We start from the raw sequence: 19,989 nt of genomic DNA on the forward strand, positions 1-19,989 counted from the left end.
GTCGCGCACACCCGATAGCGCAACGTATCAAGCTTAGCCGCCGCCCGCAGGCAACTAGAATCGCGGTATGCCGGATCTGACCATTCCCTCTGAACTGCTGCCCCTCGACGGACGATTTGGCTGCGGCCCGTCCAAAGTGAGGCCCGAGCAGCTCCACCACCTGACCGAATTCGGAGCCAGCATCCTGGGCACCTCACACCGTCAGGCGCCGGTCAAAGACCTCGTCGGGCGCGTGCGCACCGGTCTCTCCGACCTCTTTCGTGCCCCGGAAGGCTACGAAGTCATCATCGGCAACGGCGGGTCGACCGCCTTCTGGGATGCCGCAGCCTTCTCGCTAATCGAACGACGCAGCCAGAACCTCGTCTTCGGCGAGTTCGGCGGCAAGTTCGCCGCCGCGGCCGCCGCCCCGTTCCTCGAGGCCCCCGACGTCATCAACGCCCCGGCCGGCTCGCGCAGCGAGTTCGTCGTCACCCCCGGCATCGACGTCTACGCCTGGCCTCAGAACGAAACCTCAACGGGCGTCATGGCGCCGGTCACCCGCGTTGGCGGTGACGAGGGAGCCCTCACCGTCATCGACGCGACAAGCGCCGCCGCCGGCATCGACTTCGACGCGGCTCAGGCGGATGTCTACTACTTCGCCCCGCAGAAAAACCTCGCGTCCGATGGCGGGCTCTGGTTCGCTCTCTTCTCTCCCGCTGCGATCGAGCGCGTCATGCGCATCGCCGCCAGCGGTCGCTACATTCCGGAGTTCCTCAGCCTGAAGAACGCGATCGACAACTCGCGTCTCAACCAGACCCTGAACACGCCTGCCCTCTCCACGTTGCTGCTGCTCGAAAACCAGCTCGACTGGATCAACGGCAACGGCGGACTGGCCTGGGCCTCTGCACGCACGCAGGAGTCGTCATCCGTTCTCTATGACTGGGCAGAGCGCGTCGACTACGCGACCCCGTACGTGACCGAGAAGGCCCACCGCTCGCAGGTCGTCGTCACGATCGACTTCGATGACCGCATCGATGCGTCGGCTATCGCGAAGGCGCTCCGTGCCAACGGCATTGTGGACACCGAGCCGTACCGCAAGCTCGGCCGCAACCAGCTGCGCGTTGCCACGTTCACCGCGATCGAGCCGTCAGATGTGCGAAAGCTCGTCGGCTCGATCGAGTACGTCGTCGACCAGCTGGGCCGCTAGGCGGTCAGGGACGTCTCATGCGCTTGTGGTTGAAAGACAGCGAGAGACGTCCCGACCCCCTGCCCGCGCGCACTGACGCGCGCAAGGCCTACTTTGCCGGCACGGTGGCGTGGCTGGTCGCCACCATTATCGTGTTCAGTCTGCGCGCCGAACTCGACGCCGCAGGGCTCGGCTGGTGGCTGTGGTGCACCCTGATCGGTCTGGGACTCGGACTAGCTGGTCTGGTCTGGGTTCAGTTCCGGCGACGTTAGCTCAGCTTCGTTGAAATCGATTCCGTCGAGGGCGTCGTCACCGTCATCGTCGAAGTCGTCGTGGTCAAGAGCGTCCTCGTCGAGGGCGTCTTCGGCGTCATCATCGTTCTCGTCGTCGTCGTCGTCATCGTCGTCGTCATCGTCGTCGTCATCGTCGTCGAAGTCGTCCGAATCATCTGATTCGTCGTCTTCGTCGCCGTCAGCGTCGTCGTCGTCGGCACCTTCCAGCGCTTCCTGGACGGCAGCAAGTTCCTGCGCGGTGCGGTGTTCGGCAAGGCGGTCAGACCACGGCACCCATTCCGGGGCGAGCAACGCGTCGTTTCCGGGCATCAACTCGGTCTCCAGAACCGTCGGAGCGGCATCCTGATCGATGCGTGACAGCGTCACGGTCCAGTGCCAACCGGGGTATCCGGTCATCAGGCAGTCGAACAGCAACGACAGAACGTGCTCGTCTTCGACAATGTGACCGACCGGCTCACCGATCGTGTCGGCCGGAGTGATCTGGGTCAGCGCGGCGCGAGCGACATCGACGGCCGCGAGAAGGGTCTCGTCGGCCGCGATCGACTCCGCTGCGATTGAATCGGCTGCCACTTCGGCTGAAACTTCGACTGCGACTGATTCGACTGCAACTGACTCAGCATCGATCAGCTCGGCCCCGATCGATGTCTGCTCGTCATCACGCATCGAGTTCCTCGGCAACCTTGCGCAGCATCGCTGCAATCGTGCGACTGTGGGCGCTGTCGGGGTACCGACCGCGACGCAAGTTCGCCCCGATGCCATCGAGCAACTTGACGAGGTCTTCGACAATGATCGCCATGTCGTCGGCCGGTTTGCGGCTCATCTTCGCCAAGCTCGGCGGCGCTTCGAGCACGCGCACAGAGAGCGCCTGTGCACCGCGCTTGCCGTCGGCGATTCCGAACTCGAGTTTGGAGCCTGCTTTGACGGTTACTCCCGCGGGAAGCGCGGATGCGTGAAGGAAAACTTCCTGGCCATCATCAGAACTGATGAAACCAAAACCCTTTTCCTCGTCGTAAAACTTGACTTTGCCGGTGGGCATGTGAACCTCGCTGAAATTCGGGCGCGCTGAAATGCACGTCTTCAAGACCCAGCTTATTCGCCTTCGGTGGGTCCGTGCCCGTTATCCTTGGACTGTGACCATTCAACCCCCGCCGAGTCCGCAACGGATCGACCGCATCCTGGCCTATATGGTTGCGGCCGTAATCGGGCTTTCGATCATCGCCTTCGTCGCCGTGATCGCCGCAACCGCTGCCGGCGTCGGAGCCAACGATGGCTTCAGCACCGGTATCTGGCCGTTCGTCATCATGCTTCCGCTGTTCGGCCTTCCCGTCGGCTTCGTTCTGATCATCGCCCTCCTCGTGATCAGCACCGTGCGCCGCAGCCGTCAAACCCGAGCGAACAAAAGCTAGCGGCCATGCTCACGCTCGCGTCGCGTCTTCGTGCATTGGATGACGCGGCGTTGCGCCGTGCCATCGAGGCCCGCCTGGTGTCCGCCACCGGCATCAATGATTTCTTCGACCTGGCCGAGGCGCTGCTGGATCCCGTCGCGATCCAGAACACGCTCGCCCACCTCGACCGTGCGACCCTCGCGGTGCTCGCCATCGCCGGCGAGAGTCCCCTGGCCGACGACACAGCACTCTCCCCGACCGTGGCCGAGATCGCCGCTCGCCTCAGCGCTCTCGGCGAACGCCCGGTTGCGGTGAGCCAGGTCGAAGCCGTCGCCGGGCAGCTCGACACCATGCTGCTGGCAATCTATTCCGACGGCCACCTGAAGCCATACGACGCGGTGAGCGCTCATCTGGCCACCTGGCCGGAGCTGGGTCTGCCGAGTGCGACGATGCTCGCCTCTGTCGCAGCACCGCCGTCGTTTGCCCCACCCACCGACACCGACGCCGCGTTCACCACAAATTTGGCGGCCGAGCGCGCCTTCACCGCCGTGTCATCGCTCGCCGAACTGGTCAGCGAGATCTCCCGCGAGCCCGTGCACGAGCTCAGTCGCGGCGGGCTCGGACTGCCAGACACCAAACGACTCGCGGTAGCCGCCGCGGTCGAGGTCGAGGCAGTTCCCACCCTGGTCGCTCTCGCCGCGCGCGCCGAACTGATCGCCAAAGAACAGGGTTACTGGCGTCAAACCGAGCTGGGCGAAGCCTGGCTGATGGGCAGCACCCCTCACCGGTGGTCGACCTTGGCCGCATCCTGGCGTGCGTCGTTGCCGACCGATGTCCTCGACATCCTGCCCGCCCAGGCCGGCGTCTTCTGGGACGGCGAGCTGCGCGACTTTCTCGGCTGGCTCTACCCGGCCGGCGGTGCCTGGCTGGACGACCGTGTGACGGCGGTGCAGGCCGAGGCTGAGTTCATCGGAATCACCGCGCATCACACCACGAGTTCCGCCGGCGCTGCAGTGCTCGGCGGAGCATTCGACGACGCTATCGCCATCATGGAAGCCTCGCTGCCGGCCGAGGTCGGCACCGTCTACCTGCAACACGACCTGTCCATTGTGTCCCCCGGCCCTCTGGCCCCCTCGATCGATGCCCGTCTGCGCGCGCTGGCCGATGTGGAGAGCCGAGAACTCGCCTCGAGCTACCGCATCACCGCCGCGTCGGTGAATCGGGCCCTGGCAGCCGGCGAGACCGCCGAATCATTGCTTGAGTTTCTGCGGTCCATCTCCCTGACCGGCATTCCCCAGCCGCTCGACTACCTGATTCGGGAATCCGCCGCCCGCTACGGTCGCGTTCGCGTGCTGCCGGCCTCGGCCGACGACGCCCCGGCCCAATCTGTCGTGCGTTCGGCGGATCCCGCACTACTCGGCACCATCGAAGTCGACCAAACCTTGACCCCCCTTGGGCTGCACCGCCTCGGGCCGGACCGGCTGGGCAGCAGGTTCGCCGTCGACGCTGTCTTCTGGGCATTGAGCGATTCCCGCTACCCGGTCGCCGCTGAGAACGAGTCAGGCGAGATCGTTCATGTGCGCCGGGTTCCGCTCGCGCAGAAGACGCCCGTCGCCGCATCCGACCCGGCAGTCGACCTGGTTGAGCGACTGCGCACCAGCGACGGCGGTGAGGGCAAGGCAGCCGGCGCCTGGCTGGCCCGGCAACTTGATGCCGCGATCAGAATGAAGCAGACGGTCACCGTGAGCATTGCGATGCCCGGCGGGGTCGTCGTCGACTATCTGCTCGAACCGGCAAGCGTCGGCGGCGGGCGGTTCCGCGCCAGGGATCGGCGCGCTGACATCGAACGCACTCTTCCGATCTCCAGCATCGTCAGCATTTCACCGGCGCCCTAACACCTCCGTTTGCGCGGGTACATCGCGTGTTGTGCCGTGTCGGAGGCGCGCCCTGCCCCCGCCACTCGCCAGACGGGCGTAGGATTGGCGGCTATGTCTGACGGACCACTGATCGTCCAAAGCGACCGCACGGTGTTGCTCGAAGTTGCACACCCGCTCGCCGAGGACGCACGCCACGATCTCGCTATTTTCGCCGAGCTGGAACGCGCGCCAGAGCACATCCACACCTACCGGATCACCCGGCTCGGCCTCTGGAACGCGCGCGCTGCCGGGCATGACGCGGCGGATATGTTGGCAACGCTCGAGAAGTATTCCAAGTTCGCCATCCCCCAGACGGTGTCGGTCGACATCGCTGAGACTGTCGGCCGGTATGGCCGGTTGGTGATCGATCGGGATGCCGATGGCGCGTTGATTCTGCGCAGCACCGATGAGGCGGTGCTCACCGAAATCTCGGGAGCCAAGCGCATCGCCCCACTCTTGATCGGGCATCCGACACCCGACTCATTCCTCGTCGAGGCCTGGGCCCGCGGGCAGCTCAAACAGGAGCTCGTCAAGCTCGGCTGGCCGGCCGAGGACTTAGCCGGTTACACGCCGGGAACCCCGCATCCAATCGACCTGGTCGAAGACGGCTGGGCGCTGCGCGACTATCAGAACAAGGCCGTCTCGAACTTCTTCGAAGGCGGTTCCGGTGTTGTCGTGCTGCCCTGCGGCGCGGGCAAGACCCTCGTCGGCGCTGGGGCGATGGCCACGGCAAAGACCAACACCTTGATCCTCGTGACGAACACTGTGTCGGCCCGGCAGTGGCGTGACGAGCTACTCAAACGCACCACCCTGACCGCCGACGAGATCGGTGAGTACTCGGGTCAGGTGAAGGAGGTCAAGCCGGTCACGATCGCGACTTACCAAATCTTGACGGCGAAGCGCAAGGGCGAATATGCCCACCTGGCCCTGCTCGACGCGATGGACTGGGGACTCGTCGTCTACGACGAAGTGCACCTGCTTCCGGCGCCGGTGTTCAAGCTGACCGCCGAGCTGCAGGCGCGTCGACGCCTCGGCCTCACCGCCACGCTCGTGCGTGAGGACGGCCGGGAGGGCGACGTGTTCAGCCTGATCGGCCCGAAGCGTTTCGATGCCCCGTGGAAGGAGATCGAAGCCCAGGGTTTCATCTCCCCCGCCGCCTGCTACGAGGTGCGCATCGACCTGCCGCAATCCGAACGGCTGAGCTACGCGGCGGCAGCCGACGACGAGCGCTACCGGCTGGCCGCCACCGCGCCGGCGAAGTTGGATGTCGTCAAGCGGCTGGTCGCAAAGCACCCGGGTGAACGCATCCTGGTGATCGGTCAGTACCTCGACCAGATCGACGAGCTGGCCGAGGCGCTCAACGCCCCCAAGCTGACCGGATCGACGCCGGTCGACGAACGCGAACGACTGTTTCAGGCGTTCCGGGTCGGCGAGGTGGAGGTGCTCGTCGTGTCGAAGGTGGCGAACTTCTCGGTCGACCTGCCTGAGGCGACAGTGGCCATCCAGGTGTCGGGTTCGTTTGGTTCCCGGCAGGAGGAGGCGCAGCGTCTCGGACGCCTGTTGCGGCCGAAGGAGTCGGGTCTCACCGCGAACTTCTACACACTCGTGGCACGCGACACCGTCGACCAGGACTTCGCGCAGAACCGGCAGCGGTTCTTGGCCGAGCAGGGCTACAGCTACACGATTCTCGACGCGCACAGTCTCGTCGAGGTGTAGCGCGCCGTCTCGCCCTCTCATTGATCGCGGAGCGAGCGCCAGCGAGTGTCTATGAGGCATATGGGCCATTTCGTTGATCGAGGAGCGCGCGAGCTTGCGAGCACGCGTCTCGAGATCTCGCGAGCCAATCCTTGAACTCGGGTTGCGTTCAAACATCGGCGCACGAGGTCTCGAGACGGCCGCGGGCGGCCTCCTCGATCAACGAAAAGGCCATATACCGATCGACGAGGCGGTCGCGTCAGCGCGCCCGACCATAGCGCAGAAAGAGCATGTCGCCGGCCGCGAACGAGTGCAGCAGGCGCATGGGCCGCGGGGTTGCCGCGGCGCTCACCGCGATCCGCCCGGCGTTCCCGGCGTCGAGCACCGGGCTGAGACTGAGACAGAGTTCGTCGACGCAATCGGCGGCGAGCAAGTCGCCGAAGAGGTGTGGACCGCCCTCGCAGAGCACCTGGCCGAGTCCGCGGGTGGCGAGCTCGGCAAGCATCAGCCGGGGATCAACCGCAGCCTCTCCACAGATCATCACGTCGGCGACCGCGGCGAGCGCCGCCCGCCGTTCTGCCGGCGCGGCGGCGTGAGTGATCACCAGTGGCCGGCTCACGGCATCAGCGAAGAACGGATGCGCCGGGTCGATCTCGAGTCGCGACGAGACGATCGCGAGTGCGGGCTGCTCGGGCATTCCCTGCGAAACCCGCCAGGCCGCATCCACGGGTTCGAGCCTCACCCCGCCGTAACCCTCGGCACGCACCGTGCCTGCGCCGACCAGGATCACGTCGGTCAACGTGCGCAAGGTGTCGAAGACCTGCTTGTCGTCGGCATTGTTCAACGCGCCGCTGAGCCCGTCGCGCGTTGCCGCCCCGTCGAGGGTGGCGATGAAGTTCATCCGCACGCCGGGTGCCGACCGGTCGCTGATTCGGTAGCGGTCGAGGAGCTCGTCGCGGTTCAGCATCGGTGCACTTCCGTTTCACGCATCAAATCGCCTCAGGCCATGTTGTGGCGCAGATACGCCGGCGCACGGAAACCGAGGATCGTCTCGGTCATCCGCACCGCGTCGACGGCGGCGCGCACATTGTGCATGCGCACGATGCGAGCGCCCTGCAGGATGCAGACGACGGCGGCAGCGATCGACCCGTCGACCCGTTCAGACCGCTCCCGGTCGAGCGTCTCGCCGATGAAGTCCTTGTTCGACACCGCGGCCAGCACGGGCAGCCCGATGGCGGCGATCTCCCCGAGCCGACGGGTCAACTCGAGCGAGTGCAGCGTGTTCTTGTTGAGGTCGTGGCCCGGATCGATCACGATGCGTTCCAGCGGCACCCCGTGCGCGACCGCGAGGTCGACTCGCTGCCGCAGAAAGGCCGCCACCTCGGCGACGACATCGTCATAGCGCGGGGCCGGGTAGGGCATCCGTGGCTTCGCCAGGCTGTGCGTGATCACGAGGGTCGCATTGCTGTCGGCGACGACCTCGGCCATGGCCGGGTCGTGCACCCCCGTCGTGTCATTGACGACGTGGGCGCCGGCGGCGATGCCGGCCCTGGCGACCTCGGCATGGAAGGTGTCGACCGAGATGACCGCCCCAGAGCCGCGGAGCCCTTCGATCACCGGAATCACCCGGTCGATCTCTTCATTGATCGGGATCGCCGGCCCTGGCGCGAACTTGGCCCCGCCGATGTCGACCCAGTCGGCGCCGTCGGCCACCGCTTGGCGAGCGGATGCGACGGCAGCGTCGAGCGCGAACGTCGCGCCGCGATCGTAGAACGAGTCGGGAGTGCGGTTGATGATTGCCATCACCGCTACCTCACACGAGAAGTCGAAGACCCGCCCGCCCAGGGTGCGTTGCGGGTGGATCAGGTCGGGAAGCACGATTCCCGACGCGGTGACTGCACTCAAATCCTGCCCCTATCCGGTCGTGGAGGCCAGCAGGTCCTCCAGTGCAATGTTCTCATCCGCTAGGCGCGCCGGGTCCACCTGCACGCCGGTTCTGATGAAACGTTGAACTGTCTCATGGACGTCCCACACATTGACGTTCATTCCCGCGACCACACGCCCGTCGGCGACCCAGAACGCGATGAACTCCCGCTTGACGGGGTCACCGCGAAACACGACCTGGGCAGTGCGGGTCAGTTCGCCGTACCCCGAGTACTCCATGCCGAGGTCGAACTGGTCGGTGTAGAAATAGGGGATCTCGTCGTAACTGACAGCGGCGCCGGCCATCGACCTTCCGGCCGCGCGACCGGCATTCTCGGCGTTGGCCCAGTGCTCGATCCGGAGCGGATGTCCGAGCACGGGGTGGAACACGCTGGCCACGTCACCGACGGCGTAGATATCAGGATCGAGTGTACGGAAGGCGGCATCCACGACGATTCCATTCGCAACGGCCAACCCGGCATCCTGGGCCAACGTCACGTTCGGCACTGCCCCGATGCCGACCACGACCACGTCGGCTGGCACAACTTCGCCGGTGTCGAGTTGTACGCCGGTGACCCCATTCGCATCGCCGAGAAGGGCGCTCACCCCGGTCTCCATGCGCACCGTCACTCCGTTGTCACGGTGAAGCTGCCCGAAGACCGCGCCCACTTCGTCGCCGATCGCGACGTTCAGCGGCACGGTTTCACGCCCCAGCACCGTCACGGTGTTGTCGTAGCCGCGGGCGGCCGAGGCCACCTCCAGGCCGATCCAGCCGGCGCCGACGATGACCACATTGCGCAGTCCCGGTTCGAGCCATTCGCGCAGATGGGCCGACTCCCCAAATGTGCGCAGGTGATGCACGCCGATCAGGTCGGCACCCGGCCCCGCAAAACGGCGTGAGGACGCGCCCGTCGCCAGCAGCAGCTTGTCATAGTGAAGGGTCTGGCCGTCATCGAGTGTGAGTTCGTGGGTGCCCGGCGAGAGGGCGACGGCGGTAGCGCCGGGCAGCAGAGTCACGTGGTGTTCGGCGTACCACTCGGCCGGATGCACAAAGGTGTCGTCTTGCTCCATCTTTCCGGTCAGGTATTCCTTTGACAGCGGCGGCCTGATGTATGGCAGAGCGTCTTCGGCGCCAACGAGCAGAATGCGCCCGTCGAAGCCTTGCTCGCGCATCCCTTCGGCCGCACGCGCGCCAGCGAGCCCCGCGCCGACGATGATGAATGTCTGATCGTTGCTCATGCGGAGTCTTCCTTCTCTCGGCTGCTCTGTCTCTCGGCTGCTCTGTCTCTCGGCTGCTCTGTCTCAGGCCACTGAGCGGGTCAGGGCCGCAGCCCACACAGCGCGAAGAACTCTTCGCGGGTGCGCTGATCGTCGCGAATGGAGCCGTGCACCGCGCTGGTGGTGGTGCGGCTTCCCGACACCTGAGCACCGCGCAGCGACATGCACAGATGCTCGGCCTCGATCACAACCCCGACACCGCGCGGTGCGAGTTCGCTCTGCAACCAGTCGGCCACCTGCTTGGTCAGGCGTTCCTGCACCTGCAGGTCGCGGGCGAAGAACTCGAGCACCCTGGCAAACTTCGACAGCCCCAGAATGCGATCGCCCGGCAAATAGCCGATGTGCGCGACCCCTTGAAATGGCAGCAGGTGGTGCTCGCAGAGCGAGTGAAAGGGAATGTCCCGCACGACCACGAGCTCGTCGTAACCCTCATCGTTCACAAACGTGGTCAGCGCGAAGTCTCTCGGTGTGAGCATCTCGATGAAGGCATCCGCCACGCGCCGCGGAGTCTCGGCCAGATGCGCGGTGCCGGTGTCCCGTCCGAGCGCGGTGAGCAGGTCGGCGACGGCGGCGGTAGCCTTCACCCGGTCGATCGCAGATGTTGATTCAACCCGATGCAGGGGCGACGGATGCCGCAGGGCAACGGGTGCGTTCAGTGGCAGTTCTGCAGGTGACATGACGGGCCTTTCCGCGCTGGTACTCCGACGCTAGATCGGCAGAACTCTTTTGTCAAGATCCATGCTTTTTAGAGTTAGAATGTGCTCATGAACGCCCCAGCACCATTCGATGCACTAAAAAAGCCCGACGCACCCGCCCCGCTCTCCGCCCGGGTGGCGGCCGTCAGCGCCCTGTCCGATCCGGCACGGCGCGCACTCTTCGATCTGGTGTCCCGCAGCCCCGGATCGGTCACTCGGGACGCCGCAGCCGAAGCGGCAGGGCTCTCCCGCAGCACGACAGCGTTTCACCTCGATCGCCTCGCCGAGCTCGGCCTTCTTGAGGTCGAGTACAAGCGTCTCAGCGGCCGCAGCGGCCCCGGCGCCGGGCGCCCCGCGAAGCTCTACCGCCGCGCGAGCACCGAGCTCAGCGTCTCGGTGCCCGAGCGCCACTACGACCTGGCCGGCGATGTGCTCGCGAGCGCGATCGAACTCTCCGCGGCATCTGGCCAGCCGATTCACGACGCCCTCCGCACCGTCGCCCAGGCGAAGGGCAACCAGGCCGGTTCGCGGGCATCGTCGTTGCCAGAAGCGCTCGAGCAGAACGGTTTCGAGCCGGTGACAGACGACGACGATCTGGTGTTCGGAAACTGCCCGTTTCACCGTCTCGCGCAGCATCACACCGCGATTGTCTGTGCTCTCAACTACGAGTTCGTCAACGGCTTGGCCGCAGGTGCCGGAGACGACGCCCACACCGTGGTGAGCGACGCAGACGCCGGACGCTGCTGCATCCGCATCAGCCCTCGCACAGCGGGCGCATAGTTGCCGCAGTGAGCCACCCCAGCCACTCCCAGCAAAGTACCAGCTAACGCGCAGATACTGTCGTTATGACTGATGGCCCCCGCATTCTCATTGTCGACGACGAGCCCAACATCCGGGATCTTCTCACCACAAGCCTCCGCTTCGCCGGTTTTGCCGTGCGCGCGGTCGGCAACGGCGCGCAGGCAATCTCCGCTGTGCTGGAAGAAGAGCCCGACCTCATCATCCTCGACGTCATGCTGCCTGACATGAACGGTTTCGGCGTGACCAAGCGCCTGCGTTCGGCCGGATACACGGCCCCCATCCTGTTCCTCACTGCGAAGGACGACACCGAAGATAAGATCACCGGCCTCACCGTCGGTGGCGATGACTACGTCACGAAGCCGTTCAGCCTCGACGAGATCGTCGCTCGCATCAAGGCCATCCTGCGCCGCACCATGCAGGCCGACGAAGATGCGGTCATCCGCGCCGGCGAACTCACCATGGATCAGGACACCCACGAGGTACTCGTCGGCGACGTTCCGATTGAGCTCTCTCCCACCGAGTTCAAGCTTTTGCGCTACCTGATGCTGAACCCCAACCGGGTTCTGTCGAAGGCGCAGATCCTCGATCACGTCTGGGAGTACGACTTCAACGGCGACGCCGGCATCGTCGAGTCCTACATCTCCTACCTGCGCCGCAAGGTCGACGCGCACTCGAGCGAGCCGCTGATTCAGACCAAGCGTGGCTTCGGGTACATGCTCAAGGCTGCCAAGGCATAGTCCCAGAATCCACTCCTAAACTGGGGGCCTGATGCACGAGTCACTCACCCAGCGGTGGAACCGCGTCTCCCTCCGCTCAAAAATCACCGGCGTGACCGTGTTGATGCTGACGCTCGGACTTCTGGTCTCTGGCATCGGCACCATGGCCATGCTGCGCCAGTATGTCATCCAGCAAGTGGATGCCCGGCTGCAGACGGAGGCGCAGACCGCGCTGACTTCGACGACGGCGGGCGCTCTGACCCAGAACAGTGCAGATGGTGTCTCGTCCGACTACTACGTGGCCCTGTACGACGAGAGCGGCGTGCTGCGGTACCACACCTGGCACGATCGGCCGAGAGCCGAGCTGCCCGAGGTCGGGATTCCGATGGATCTGGAGTCGGTCAACGCGCTCGACGGCGCCATCCTGACCCTGCACAACGAGGCCGGCGACACCACGTTCCACGCCGTCGCCGTGCCCTTTGTCATCAGTCCGCAGGGCACCTATGGCACCCTACTGATGGCCGTCTCGCTCAAACCGACCGAGAACACTATGGCGACGTATCTCACCATTTTTCTCGGATTCGGGCTCGGCGTCGTCATTGTCGGCGCCTTGCTGACCCGACTCCTGGTCACGAGCACCTTTGCGCCGTTGCGCGAGGTCGAGCGCACCGCTGCGGCCATCGCCGACGGAGACTTCAGTCAACGGCTCGGCGGGGCAACCCCGAATACCGAGGTCGGCCGGCTCAACCGATCGCTCAACACCATGCTCAGTCGCATCGATCGAGCCTTCAAAGATCGAGCGCGCACCATCGACCAAATGCGTCGCTTCGTCGGCGACGCCAGCCACGAATTGCGCACTCCCCTCGTCTCGGTGCGCGGCTACGCCGAGCTCTACCGGATGGGCGCGCTGCAGACCCCTGAAGAGGTCGCGCAGGCGATGGAGCGCATCGAAAAAGAGGCGATCCGGATGGGTGGCCTCGTGGAGGACCTGCTCGAGCTGGCACGCCTCGATGAAGCCAAGCCGCTGAAGCTCGCCCCGGTCGACCTCATGCCACTGGCGCGCGACGCCGCGCTCGATGCGATGGCGCAGTCGCCGGGCCGGGTCGTCACCGTTGTCACGGCGACCCCGACGGAATTCGTCGACACCGCCGAGCTGGATGCAATCGACCTCGCCCATTCCACCGGAGAAGTGAAGCCGCTCACTGCGGCGAAGACGACCCCGCAAGCCGCGCCGGCTCAGGCCAAGACGGCCGCGTCCAAGGCCGCCGCGTCCAAGACCGCTGCGGCCAAATCCGCGGCCGGGCGCACCCAGACCGTCGCCCCGGCAACCGGGACCATTTCGTTCGGCGCCACTCTCGCCCGGCTGCGCACACGCAAGCCACGCAAGACGGACGACCCGGTTGCGATGGCGTCGCCGGCTGTCGAACAGGAGCAGCCGACCGTTCCCGCGGTGATCATGGCCGAGGAGAACAAGATCCGTCAGGTCATCACGAACCTGATGGGCAACGCCTTGCGGTTCACCTCGCCTGACAGCCCGATCGAACTCGAGGTCGCCGTCGACCGTCGCAATCAACGCGCTTCGGTCGCTGTGATCGACCATGGCGAGGGAATTCCGCCGCAGATTCGCGAGAAGATCTTTCAGCGGTTCTGGCGAGCCGATACCTCTCGCGCCAGGGAGACCGGCGGAAGCGGGCTGGGCCTGGCCATCGTCGCCTCCATCGTGGCCGGCCACAACGGAACCGTCGAGGTGCTCGAGACTCCGGGTGGCGGCGCCACGTTCCGCATCTGGTTCCCGCTGGCGGGCTCACCGAACGCTCCGCGCCCACTGATCACGTCGCCGCGTAACTAGCACGCGCGCATCGGACCCACACCCACCTGACCCACACCCACCTGACCCACACCCACCTGACCCACACCCACGCACCCGGCCCCCATCCGGTCGCACAACTGAGTGTGCCTCCCCCGCGTCCCGATTGTGAGCTGCCACCTCTGTCTCACCGCCCATTCGACGGAGATTACTGGCGACACGCCGATAATGGCTGCTGTTTCGGCGCGAAATGGGCCGAATCTCCGTCGAATGGGATCGGCATGCTTGTGTGTGTCACGTCGCGATGTGCCCGCGAGGTATTTCACGCTCGAACCCCACCCGACTCGTCACCGATCGATGAGGGACTGACCGATGAGGGACCGACCGATGAGGTACCGAGACGCCGAACCACCGGCATCCGCCCGCTGGCCGTGGATTGTGCGTCACGCAAAGGAGGAGATTCTGCGAATCACCGAGCAAAACAGGCTGTTCAGCACGGCGTGTTGCAGAATCTCCTCCTTTGCGTACGGGGCCAGTTCAGGAACGGAGGCATGTCGCGGTCCAGAGCGCAGACTGGGCCGGAGACGCGCCGTCGCCGACGTACCTCCACTCCTGAGCTCGGTTCCCCCTGGCGCCGTCCCGACTCGAGGAGGAGCGCTCCTCCCCCGCTGGCCGATCGGGAGGTTGTGCACGGATGCCGACCCACGGCATCCGTGCCGCTCTTGCGTCGCCGTAGCGTGGCTCGCATCCCGCATTCCTGCGTGAGGTGAAAGGAGCATCATGACTCGGTATCAGGTAGACAGTGAGGCAGTTCTCGGCACGACAACTGCGGTGCGGGGTTCGATCACACGCATTCAGGGCGAGGTCAGCGGGCTGCTCGCCCAGCTCACCAACCTGGAGGCGTCGTGGTCAGGTCAGGCCGCGACGGCTTTTCAGGGGGTGGTCGCCGAGTGGCGGTCCACTCAGCAGCTCGTCGAGCAGAGCCTGGAGTCGATCAACCACGCGTTGAGCGTGGCCGGGCAGCAGTATGCCGAGATCGAGCAGGCGAACGCGCGGCTCTTCGGGCGCTGACGCGCCTGTCGTTGATTCGCCAGGCGCTTCACGCATGCAGTGTGTGCTCGCGGCACGCGTATGTGCTCGGGGCAGGTGTTTGACCGCGTGCCGGCTTCTCCACCACGTGCCGCGACATCGGTGATCGCGCCAGTGGCGGCTGGCCATGCTCGACCAACGGACAAACAACAACGCTGGGCGCCTCCCGAAGGAGACGCCCAGCGCATGAAACAGGTGAAGCAGGTGGCTTGGACTTAGAAGTCCATGCCGCCGGACGGGTCGCCCATCGGAGCAGCGTTCTTCTCCGGCTTGTCAGCGACAACGGCCTCGGTGGTGAGGAACAGACCAGCGATCGACGATGCGTTGAGCAGCGCGGAGCGGGTGACCTTCACCGGGTCATTGATGCCGGCAGCGATCATGTCAACGTACTCACCGGTCGCGGCGTTGAGGCCGTGTCCGACGGGCAGGTTGCGCACCTTGTCTGCAACAACGCCCGGCTCCATGCCGGCGTTGAGTGCGATCTGCTTGAGCGGAGCGTCGATGGCAACGCGCACGATGTTCGCGCCGGTTGCCTCGTCGCCGACGAGGTCAAGGATTGCCTTGCTCTCGAATGCGGTCTTGCCAGCCTGGATGAGTGCAACGCCACCACCGGCGACGATGCCCTCTTCGACAGCTGCCTTTGCGTTACGAACGGCGTCCTCGATGCGGTGCTTGCGCTCCTTGAGCTCAACCTCCGTCGCGGCGCCGGCCTTGATGACTGCAACGCCACCGGCAAGCTTGGCGAGACGCTCCTGGAGCTTCTCACGGTCGTAGTCGCTGTCGGTGTTCTCGATCTCGGAACGGATCTGAGCAACGCGGCCGGCGATGGCTTCGACGTCGCCAGCGCCCTCGACGATGGTGGTCTCGTCCTTGGTGATGACGACCTTGCGGGCGTTACCGAGGAGGTCGAGGGTGACGTTCTCAAGCTTGAGGCCGACCTCCTCAGAGATGACCTGTGCACCGGTGAGGATAGCGATGTCCTGCAGCTGCGCCTTGCGACGGTCGCCGAAGCCAGGAGCCTTGACGGCAACCGACTTGAAGATGCCGCGGATCTTGTTCACAACGAGCGTGGCCAGAGCCTCGCCGTCGACGTCCTCAGCAATGATGAGGAGCTGCTTGCCGCTCTGGATGACCTTGTCAACGATCGGCAGCAGGTCCTTGATGTTGGAGACCTTGGAGTTGACGATCAGGATGTAGGGGTCTTCGAAGACCGCTTCCTGACGGTCGGGGTCGGTCACGAAGTATGCCGACAGGAAACCCTTGTCGAAGCGCATGCCCTCGGTGAGCTCAAGCTCGGTGCCGAAGGTGTTCGACTCCTCAACGGTGACAACACCTTCCTTGCCGACCTTGTCGATCGCTTCAGCAATGATGGCGCCGATTTCGGCGTCGCCGGCGGAGATGGATGCCGTGGCAGCGATCTCTTCCTTGGTTTCGATCTCCTTGGCGCTGGCGATGAGCTCGGCGATGACTGCTGCAGTCGCCTTCTCGATGCCGCGCTTGAGGCTGATCGGGTCGGCGCCGGCTGCGACGTTGCGCAGTCCTTCGCGAACCAGGGCCTGAGCGAGAACGGTAGCGGTGGTGGTGCCGTCGCCAGCGACGTCGTCGGTCTTCTTAGCGACCTCCTTGACGAGCTCGGCACCGATCTTTTCGTAAGGGTCGTCGAGCTCGATCTCCTTGGCGATGGAAACGCCATCGTTGGTGATCGTGGGGGCGCCCCACTTCTTCTCCAGCACGACGTTGCGTCCACGCGGGCCGAGGGTGACCTTGACCGTGTCAGCGAGGATGTTCAGGCCGCGCTCCAGGCCGCGACGGGCCTCTTCATTGAAAGCGATGATCTTTGCCATGTGTGTTTCTCGTCCCTCCCGGACGTTCCAAAACTGTGACGGATTAGCACTCAAACGGAGAGAGTGCCAAGTCGATTCTGGCACTCAGGGGTCGAGAGTGCAAGTGAACGACGTCGGGTTACGGTACGAGTTCCACCGAACCGGTGTCGGTCGGAACAAGCTCGATCCAGGTGTTGCCTGCGGCGAGAGTGATCAGGGCGCCGTTGTCGGCGACCAGGCGGATCAGCGAGCCCGCGGCATCCTTTGACCAGGTGGCATGCACCGTCTTGCCGCCGGTCGATACCCAGGCCTCTCCGGAGCCCAGCATGACCGTCTTCGGCACGTCGCCATAGGTATCGTCGATGCCGACGCGCAGCACGAGCAGATTCGTTGCCTGCAGTTGAGCACCGTTGCTGTCGAGGTCGGCTTCGCCCTCTTGCGAACGCAGGTAGCTGCTGCTCGCGGCGTTCCAATTCCAACTCGGCCAACGGGCATCCGAGAATCGGCTGTTAATCGTGGTGGTGGGCGTGCCAGAGACGACGGCGGCGGCTTCTGCCGGGGTCGTGGCATAAGTGAACTGCTGCACAGGCGGCGCCAGGTCTGGGTGCAGGGCGATGAGTTCTTTCGCCTCGACGACGACGTCGTGCGGGGAGTCCTTCTCATCGATGCGATAGAAGAGACCCGTTTCATCGTCGTCGAACCTGGCGTTGACGACCGGAGTGGCCTCCATCATGGCGATGAATATCTCTTGGCCGCCCGAGTACGCCACGATCCCGCCGAACGGAGTGATGATGTCGGGGTCCATCGGCCGAATGGACCGTACAGGGCCGACGAGGTCGGGGATGTCTGACTGCCACACGGCCACATAGCGGGTGAGCCCACCCTCGACGAGTTCTTCGAAGACGATGTCTGTGCGCTCCAGGCCGATCTGCGGCCGGGCGTCTTCGTGATTGTCGATCTTCACCGAGAGGGCAGGGGAGGTCGCACTGCCCAGATCCTGTGGGGTTCCGCGCAACGGGGCCAGGGCGACGACAGTCGGTGTCGGCGTAGAGCTCGGCACGACGGGCCGAGGCGTTGAGGTCGGCTCCGGCGCGGCGTTTGTGCACGCGGTGAGCACCAAGACGGGAATCAGCAGAGCGATGCCCCATCCCGCAAAGCGACGCTGTGGACGGGGACCGGGCGTTGTGGCGTGCATCCGCCAAACACTAGCGCCGCCCGGTGAACCGGACGGCGCTAGACGGGGCGCGCCCCGAAATTAACTACTTAGGCTGGTCGCACCGACTCGGCCTGGGGCCCCTTCGCCCCGGTACCGACCTCGAATACCACCTGCTGGCCCTCTTCGAGAACCTTGTATCCGTTCATGTCAATGGCGGAGTAGTGCACGAAGACATCCTGCCCTCCCCCGTCGACAGTGATGAAGCCGAAGCCCTTTTCAGCGTTGAACCACTTCACGGTTCCGTTCGCCATCTGTTACTCCCGATTGCTGTGTTTCCGTCAGCACCTGCCTCTTGACCGTGCCGGGCCGGCCGCAGTGACTGCGTTCACTCTGCCGGGGTCAGATCGCCTCTGCGAGACAGGCCAACACCGGCAAAAATGGGCGACCAAGACCAGATACTAGCGAAATGGGGGCAGAAGAGAAGGGGTTTGACACAGCAATTTTTCTGACTGGAATGCAGAATTTACATGGTGTTCATGGCCGCGGATGCCGCGCACCTGGCTCGAAGAAGCGGCATCAACTCCAGATCGAGTTAGCCGGCGTAGTCGTTTCCGACGACGACCGTCAAGGAGGCTCCATTGCCCGAAAACTCGTCGGAGAGGCGTGTTTCCGCGCCAGGCAGCGATGCAAGCACGCCACGCGCTGCCGGTTCGAGCGCTGCGTCCGAGTAGTAAACGATGGTGGTCGCGACGTCTTCACTGTCAGCGTCTCCGGTGTCGTCCACTGTCCAGCCGGCGGCGGTCAGGGTCTCGCCGACAGCGGCGGCCACCCCTGTACCGGGGGTACCGTTCAACACCGTCACGCTCAGACTCGGGTCGACAGTTGCCTCCGGAACCGGTGCGGTCGTTTCGGCTGGCGGCTCTGCAGCTGCCGTTTCGGTCGGCTCTGGGGTGGCCGTTGGCGTTGCCGAAGCCGCAGGGGCAGCGCTCGAGGCGGCCCCTGGTGCCGAGAAATTGAGTTTGTCGTTCTGCAAGAAGAGCACGGCGACGCCAGCGCCGACGAGCAGCACCGTCGCGCCGAACGCCCAGGCCAGCACGATCCAACCGCGACCCTTCTTGGCCGGTCCACGGTGCGCGCCGACGCGGTCAACGGAATGCGGGAGGGAATCGAATCGATCGTTCGGTGTGTTGCGAGGCATCGTCAGTCTGTTCGGTCCTTGTTCGGCAGATCATTCGATCGCGTGTAGTCAGGGGTGTGGATCGATCGACGCGCTCGAGCTACCGAGCGAGCGTCACGCATCCGTTGAAGTCGTTTGATCAGCATGGGGTCGTGGGCGAGAGCGAGCGGTGAGTCGATCAGCGCGCCCAACAACTGATAGTAGCGGGCGGCCGACAGCGAAAACTCGGCGCGAATCGCCTGTTCTTTTGCGCCGACATGCTCCGACCATTGCGCTTCGAAAGCCAGGATGGCGAGGTCACGATCTGACAGCTTCGGGGCGACGGATGCGGGCTTGGCGTCGGGGGCACGGTCTTCTTCCACCAGATCTCGCCCTCTCTTCGGCTCGGCACGGTCGTCGGCACAGTCGTCAGCATGACCATCGCCATCCTAAGCGGAGCGGCCTGACTATTCGCCGAATCCGCCCTCGTCTAGCGACAGCATCGCGGGCCGTCCTGTCAGCCGCAGCACCGTCACATCCCGTAACGAAACCCCCGGGACAGCCTGTGTTCAGCCCTCACGGAATGTGGCGCGGGCGCTGCGGAGTTTAGTCTTGTGACAGGTTGAGTCGCTCTGTTGCGACTTGTAAGTGAAGGGACACAGCATGAGCTACGAAGTCACGAAGTCTGAGGAGCAATGGCGCGAAGAGCTGGGTGACGAGAAGTTCGCGGTGCTGCGTGAGGCCGGAACTGAGCGCGCCTGGACCGGCGAACTCCTCGACGAGGGCCGCGCGGGAATTTACACCTGTGGCGCGTGCAACGCCGAGTTGTTCAAGAGCGGAACGAAGTTCGATTCGCACTGCGGCTGGCCGAGTTTCTACGAGTCGGTGCGCCCGGAAGCGGTCGAGCTGATCGAGGACGACACTCTCGGCATGAAGCGCACCGAGGTGCGCTGTGCGAGCTGTGGCTCCCACCTCGGCCACGTTTTCGATGACGGCTTCGGCACTCCGACCGGAGACCGCTATTGCATGAACTCAATCTCGCTGAACTTCGCCCCCGCTGAGACGACCGAGTCGGCTGAGACGCCTGAGAC

Annotated in this window: 20 protein-coding genes and 1 pseudogene; 10 read left to right on the forward strand and 11 right to left on the reverse strand. The window is 64.9% G+C overall.

What is annotated here, in order from left to right; translation table 11 throughout:
• Positions 1-67 precede the first annotated feature (67 nt).
• Entirely contained in the window at positions 68-1,186 is a 1,119-nt protein-coding gene (serC, locus tag ABD791_RS17120; RefSeq protein WP_345068920.1) for a phosphoserine transaminase, read from the forward strand.
• A 17-nt stretch (positions 1,187-1,203) separates the two neighbouring features.
• Complete coding sequence (locus tag ABD791_RS17125) at positions 1,204-1,437, forward strand: DUF2530 domain-containing protein (RefSeq protein ID WP_345068922.1); 234 nt, start codon at positions 1,204-1,206, stop codon at positions 1,435-1,437.
• Here the strand turns inward: ABD791_RS17125 and ABD791_RS17130 are convergent.
• Both ABD791_RS17130 and ABD791_RS17135 read right to left on the reverse strand, forming a co-directional pair.
• Entirely contained in the window at positions 1,399-2,121 is a 723-nt protein-coding gene (locus ABD791_RS17130; protein ID WP_345068924.1) for a DUF3027 domain-containing protein, read from the reverse strand. The genes ABD791_RS17125 and ABD791_RS17130 overlap by 39 nt on opposite strands.
• Positions 2,114-2,494 carry a cold-shock protein gene (locus ABD791_RS17135; protein ID WP_345068926.1) on the reverse strand — a complete coding sequence of 127 codons (381 nt, stop codon included), beginning with the start codon at positions 2,492-2,494 and terminating at the stop codon, positions 2,114-2,116. The genes ABD791_RS17130 and ABD791_RS17135 overlap by 8 nt, the downstream gene beginning before the upstream one ends.
• A 94-nt stretch (positions 2,495-2,588) precedes the next feature.
• On the opposite strand from ABD791_RS17135, the gene ABD791_RS17140 reads away from it, so the two are divergent.
• From ABD791_RS17140 to ABD791_RS17150, 3 genes are all read left to right on the forward strand, one after another.
• Positions 2,589-2,864: a hypothetical protein gene (locus tag ABD791_RS17140; protein WP_345068927.1), complete on the forward strand. Its 276-nt coding sequence runs from the start codon at positions 2,589-2,591 to the stop codon at positions 2,862-2,864.
• 5 nt (positions 2,865-2,869) lie between these two features.
• Positions 2,870-4,738: a helicase-associated domain-containing protein gene (locus ABD791_RS17145; protein WP_345068928.1), complete on the forward strand. Its 1,869-nt coding sequence runs from the start codon at positions 2,870-2,872 to the stop codon at positions 4,736-4,738.
• A gap of 93 nt (positions 4,739-4,831) precedes the next feature.
• Positions 4,832-6,475, forward strand: a complete 1,644-nt coding sequence (locus ABD791_RS17150; protein WP_345068930.1) for a DNA repair helicase XPB — start codon at positions 4,832-4,834, stop codon at positions 6,473-6,475.
• A 238-nt stretch (positions 6,476-6,713) separates the two neighbouring features.
• On the opposite strand, the gene ABD791_RS17155 is transcribed toward ABD791_RS17150, so the two are convergent.
• From ABD791_RS17155 to folE, 4 genes are all read right to left on the reverse strand, one after another.
• Positions 6,714-7,421, reverse strand: coding sequence for a pyrimidine reductase family protein (locus tag ABD791_RS17155; protein WP_345068934.1), 708 nt, complete (start codon positions 7,419-7,421; stop codon positions 6,714-6,716).
• Positions 7,422-7,453: 32 nt separating this feature from the next.
• The gene (gene folP / locus ABD791_RS17160; protein WP_345068936.1) at positions 7,454-8,359 is read right to left on the reverse strand and encodes a dihydropteroate synthase; all 906 of its coding nucleotides are present in this window, start codon (positions 8,357-8,359) and stop codon (positions 7,454-7,456) included.
• 9 nt (positions 8,360-8,368) lie between these two features.
• Positions 8,369-9,616 (reverse strand): NAD(P)/FAD-dependent oxidoreductase, encoded by a 1,248-nt coding sequence (locus tag ABD791_RS17165; protein ID WP_345068938.1) that lies wholly within the window; start codon positions 9,614-9,616, stop codon positions 8,369-8,371.
• 80 nt (positions 9,617-9,696) lie between these two features.
• Complete coding sequence (gene folE / locus ABD791_RS17170; RefSeq protein ID WP_345068940.1) at positions 9,697-10,332, reverse strand: GTP cyclohydrolase I FolE; 636 nt, start codon at positions 10,330-10,332, stop codon at positions 9,697-9,699.
• Between the two features lie 87 nt (positions 10,333-10,419).
• Here folE and ABD791_RS17175 point away from each other — a divergent pair, with 87 nt between their 5' ends.
• The 4 genes from ABD791_RS17175 (at position 10,420) to ABD791_RS17190 (ending at position 14,745) form a co-directional block, all read left to right on the forward strand.
• Complete coding sequence (locus tag ABD791_RS17175; RefSeq protein ID WP_345068942.1) at positions 10,420-11,130, forward strand: helix-turn-helix transcriptional regulator; 711 nt, start codon at positions 10,420-10,422, stop codon at positions 11,128-11,130.
• A 65-nt stretch (positions 11,131-11,195) separates the two neighbouring features.
• Positions 11,196-11,888, forward strand: coding sequence for a response regulator transcription factor (locus ABD791_RS17180; RefSeq protein ID WP_345068944.1), 693 nt, complete (start codon positions 11,196-11,198; stop codon positions 11,886-11,888).
• Positions 11,889-11,919: 31 nt separating this feature from the next.
• Positions 11,920-13,716, forward strand: a complete 1,797-nt coding sequence (locus tag ABD791_RS17185; protein WP_345068946.1) for a sensor histidine kinase — start codon at positions 11,920-11,922, stop codon at positions 13,714-13,716.
• Positions 13,717-14,454: 738 nt separating this feature from the next.
• Positions 14,455-14,745 carry a WXG100 family type VII secretion target gene (locus tag ABD791_RS17190; protein ID WP_345068947.1) on the forward strand — a complete coding sequence of 97 codons (291 nt, stop codon included), beginning with the start codon at positions 14,455-14,457 and terminating at the stop codon, positions 14,743-14,745.
• Positions 14,746-14,978: 233 nt separating this feature from the next.
• On the opposite strand, the gene groL is transcribed toward ABD791_RS17190, so the two are convergent.
• The 5 genes from groL to ABD791_RS17215 form a co-directional block, all read right to left on the reverse strand.
• Positions 14,979-16,607 carry a chaperonin GroEL gene (gene groL / locus ABD791_RS17195; RefSeq protein WP_345068949.1) on the reverse strand — a complete coding sequence of 543 codons (1,629 nt, stop codon included), beginning with the start codon at positions 16,605-16,607 and terminating at the stop codon, positions 14,979-14,981.
• A 118-nt stretch (positions 16,608-16,725) separates the two neighbouring features.
• Positions 16,726-17,781 (reverse strand): DUF3048 domain-containing protein, encoded by a 1,056-nt coding sequence (locus ABD791_RS17200; RefSeq protein WP_345068951.1) that lies wholly within the window; start codon positions 17,779-17,781, stop codon positions 16,726-16,728.
• 68 nt (positions 17,782-17,849) lie between these two features.
• Positions 17,850-18,053: a cold-shock protein gene (locus ABD791_RS17205; RefSeq protein ID WP_345068952.1), complete on the reverse strand. Its 204-nt coding sequence runs from the start codon at positions 18,051-18,053 to the stop codon at positions 17,850-17,852.
• A gap of 281 nt (positions 18,054-18,334) precedes the next feature.
• Positions 18,335-18,940, reverse strand: a complete 606-nt coding sequence (locus ABD791_RS17210) for a LytR C-terminal domain-containing protein (protein ID WP_345068953.1) — start codon at positions 18,938-18,940, stop codon at positions 18,335-18,337.
• 2 nt (positions 18,941-18,942) lie between these two features.
• Entirely contained in the window at positions 18,943-19,281 is a 339-nt protein-coding gene (locus ABD791_RS17215; RefSeq protein ID WP_345068955.1) for a DUF3263 domain-containing protein, read from the reverse strand.
• 280 nt (positions 19,282-19,561) lie between these two features.
• Here ABD791_RS17215 and msrB point away from each other — a divergent pair.
• Positions 19,562-19,975 (forward strand): annotated as a pseudogene (msrB, locus tag ABD791_RS17220) (peptide-methionine (R)-S-oxide reductase MsrB); the annotation flags it as partial.
• Positions 19,976-19,989 lie beyond the last annotated feature (14 nt).

It is taken from the genome of Glaciibacter kafniensis (assembly GCF_039538945.1).
GTDB lineage: Bacteria > Actinomycetota > Actinomycetes > Actinomycetales > Microbacteriaceae > Cryobacterium > Cryobacterium kafniensis.

Excerpts from the sequence above, each read along its gene's own strand:
- ABD791_RS17210 (WP_345068953.1), bottom strand. The coding sequence starts at position 18,940 with ATGCCTCGCAACACACCGAACGATCGATTCGATTCCCTCCCGCATTCC.
- ABD791_RS17155 (WP_345068934.1), bottom strand. The coding sequence starts at position 7,421 with ATGCTGAACCGCGACGAGCTCCTCGACCGCTACCGAATCAGCGACCGG.
- ABD791_RS17190 (WP_345068947.1), top strand. The coding sequence starts at position 14,455 with ATGACTCGGTATCAGGTAGACAGTGAGGCAGTTCTCGGCACGACAACT.
- ABD791_RS17165 (WP_345068938.1), bottom strand. The coding sequence starts at position 9,616 with ATGAGCAACGATCAGACATTCATCATCGTCGGCGCGGGGCTCGCTGGC.
- groL (WP_345068949.1), bottom strand. The coding sequence starts at position 16,607 with ATGGCAAAGATCATCGCTTTCAATGAAGAGGCCCGTCGCGGCCTGGAG.
- ABD791_RS17185 (WP_345068946.1), top strand. The coding sequence starts at position 11,920 with ATGCACGAGTCACTCACCCAGCGGTGGAACCGCGTCTCCCTCCGCTCA.
- ABD791_RS17175 (WP_345068942.1), top strand. The coding sequence starts at position 10,420 with ATGAACGCCCCAGCACCATTCGATGCACTAAAAAAGCCCGACGCACCC.
- ABD791_RS17200 (WP_345068951.1), bottom strand. The coding sequence starts at position 17,781 with ATGCACGCCACAACGCCCGGTCCCCGTCCACAGCGTCGCTTTGCGGGA.
- ABD791_RS17205 (WP_345068952.1), bottom strand. The coding sequence starts at position 18,053 with ATGGCGAACGGAACCGTGAAGTGGTTCAACGCTGAAAAGGGCTTCGGC.
- ABD791_RS17130 (WP_345068924.1), bottom strand. The coding sequence starts at position 2,121 with ATGCGTGATGACGAGCAGACATCGATCGGGGCCGAGCTGATCGATGCT.
- serC (WP_345068920.1), top strand. The coding sequence starts at position 68 with ATGCCGGATCTGACCATTCCCTCTGAACTGCTGCCCCTCGACGGACGA.
- ABD791_RS17145 (WP_345068928.1), top strand. The coding sequence starts at position 2,870 with ATGCTCACGCTCGCGTCGCGTCTTCGTGCATTGGATGACGCGGCGTTG.
- ABD791_RS17125 (WP_345068922.1), top strand. The coding sequence starts at position 1,204 with ATGCGCTTGTGGTTGAAAGACAGCGAGAGACGTCCCGACCCCCTGCCC.
- ABD791_RS17135 (WP_345068926.1), bottom strand. The coding sequence starts at position 2,494 with ATGCCCACCGGCAAAGTCAAGTTTTACGACGAGGAAAAGGGTTTTGGT.
- ABD791_RS17150 (WP_345068930.1), top strand. The coding sequence starts at position 4,832 with ATGTCTGACGGACCACTGATCGTCCAAAGCGACCGCACGGTGTTGCTC.
- ABD791_RS17180 (WP_345068944.1), top strand. The coding sequence starts at position 11,196 with ATGACTGATGGCCCCCGCATTCTCATTGTCGACGACGAGCCCAACATC.
- folE (WP_345068940.1), bottom strand. The coding sequence starts at position 10,332 with ATGTCACCTGCAGAACTGCCACTGAACGCACCCGTTGCCCTGCGGCAT.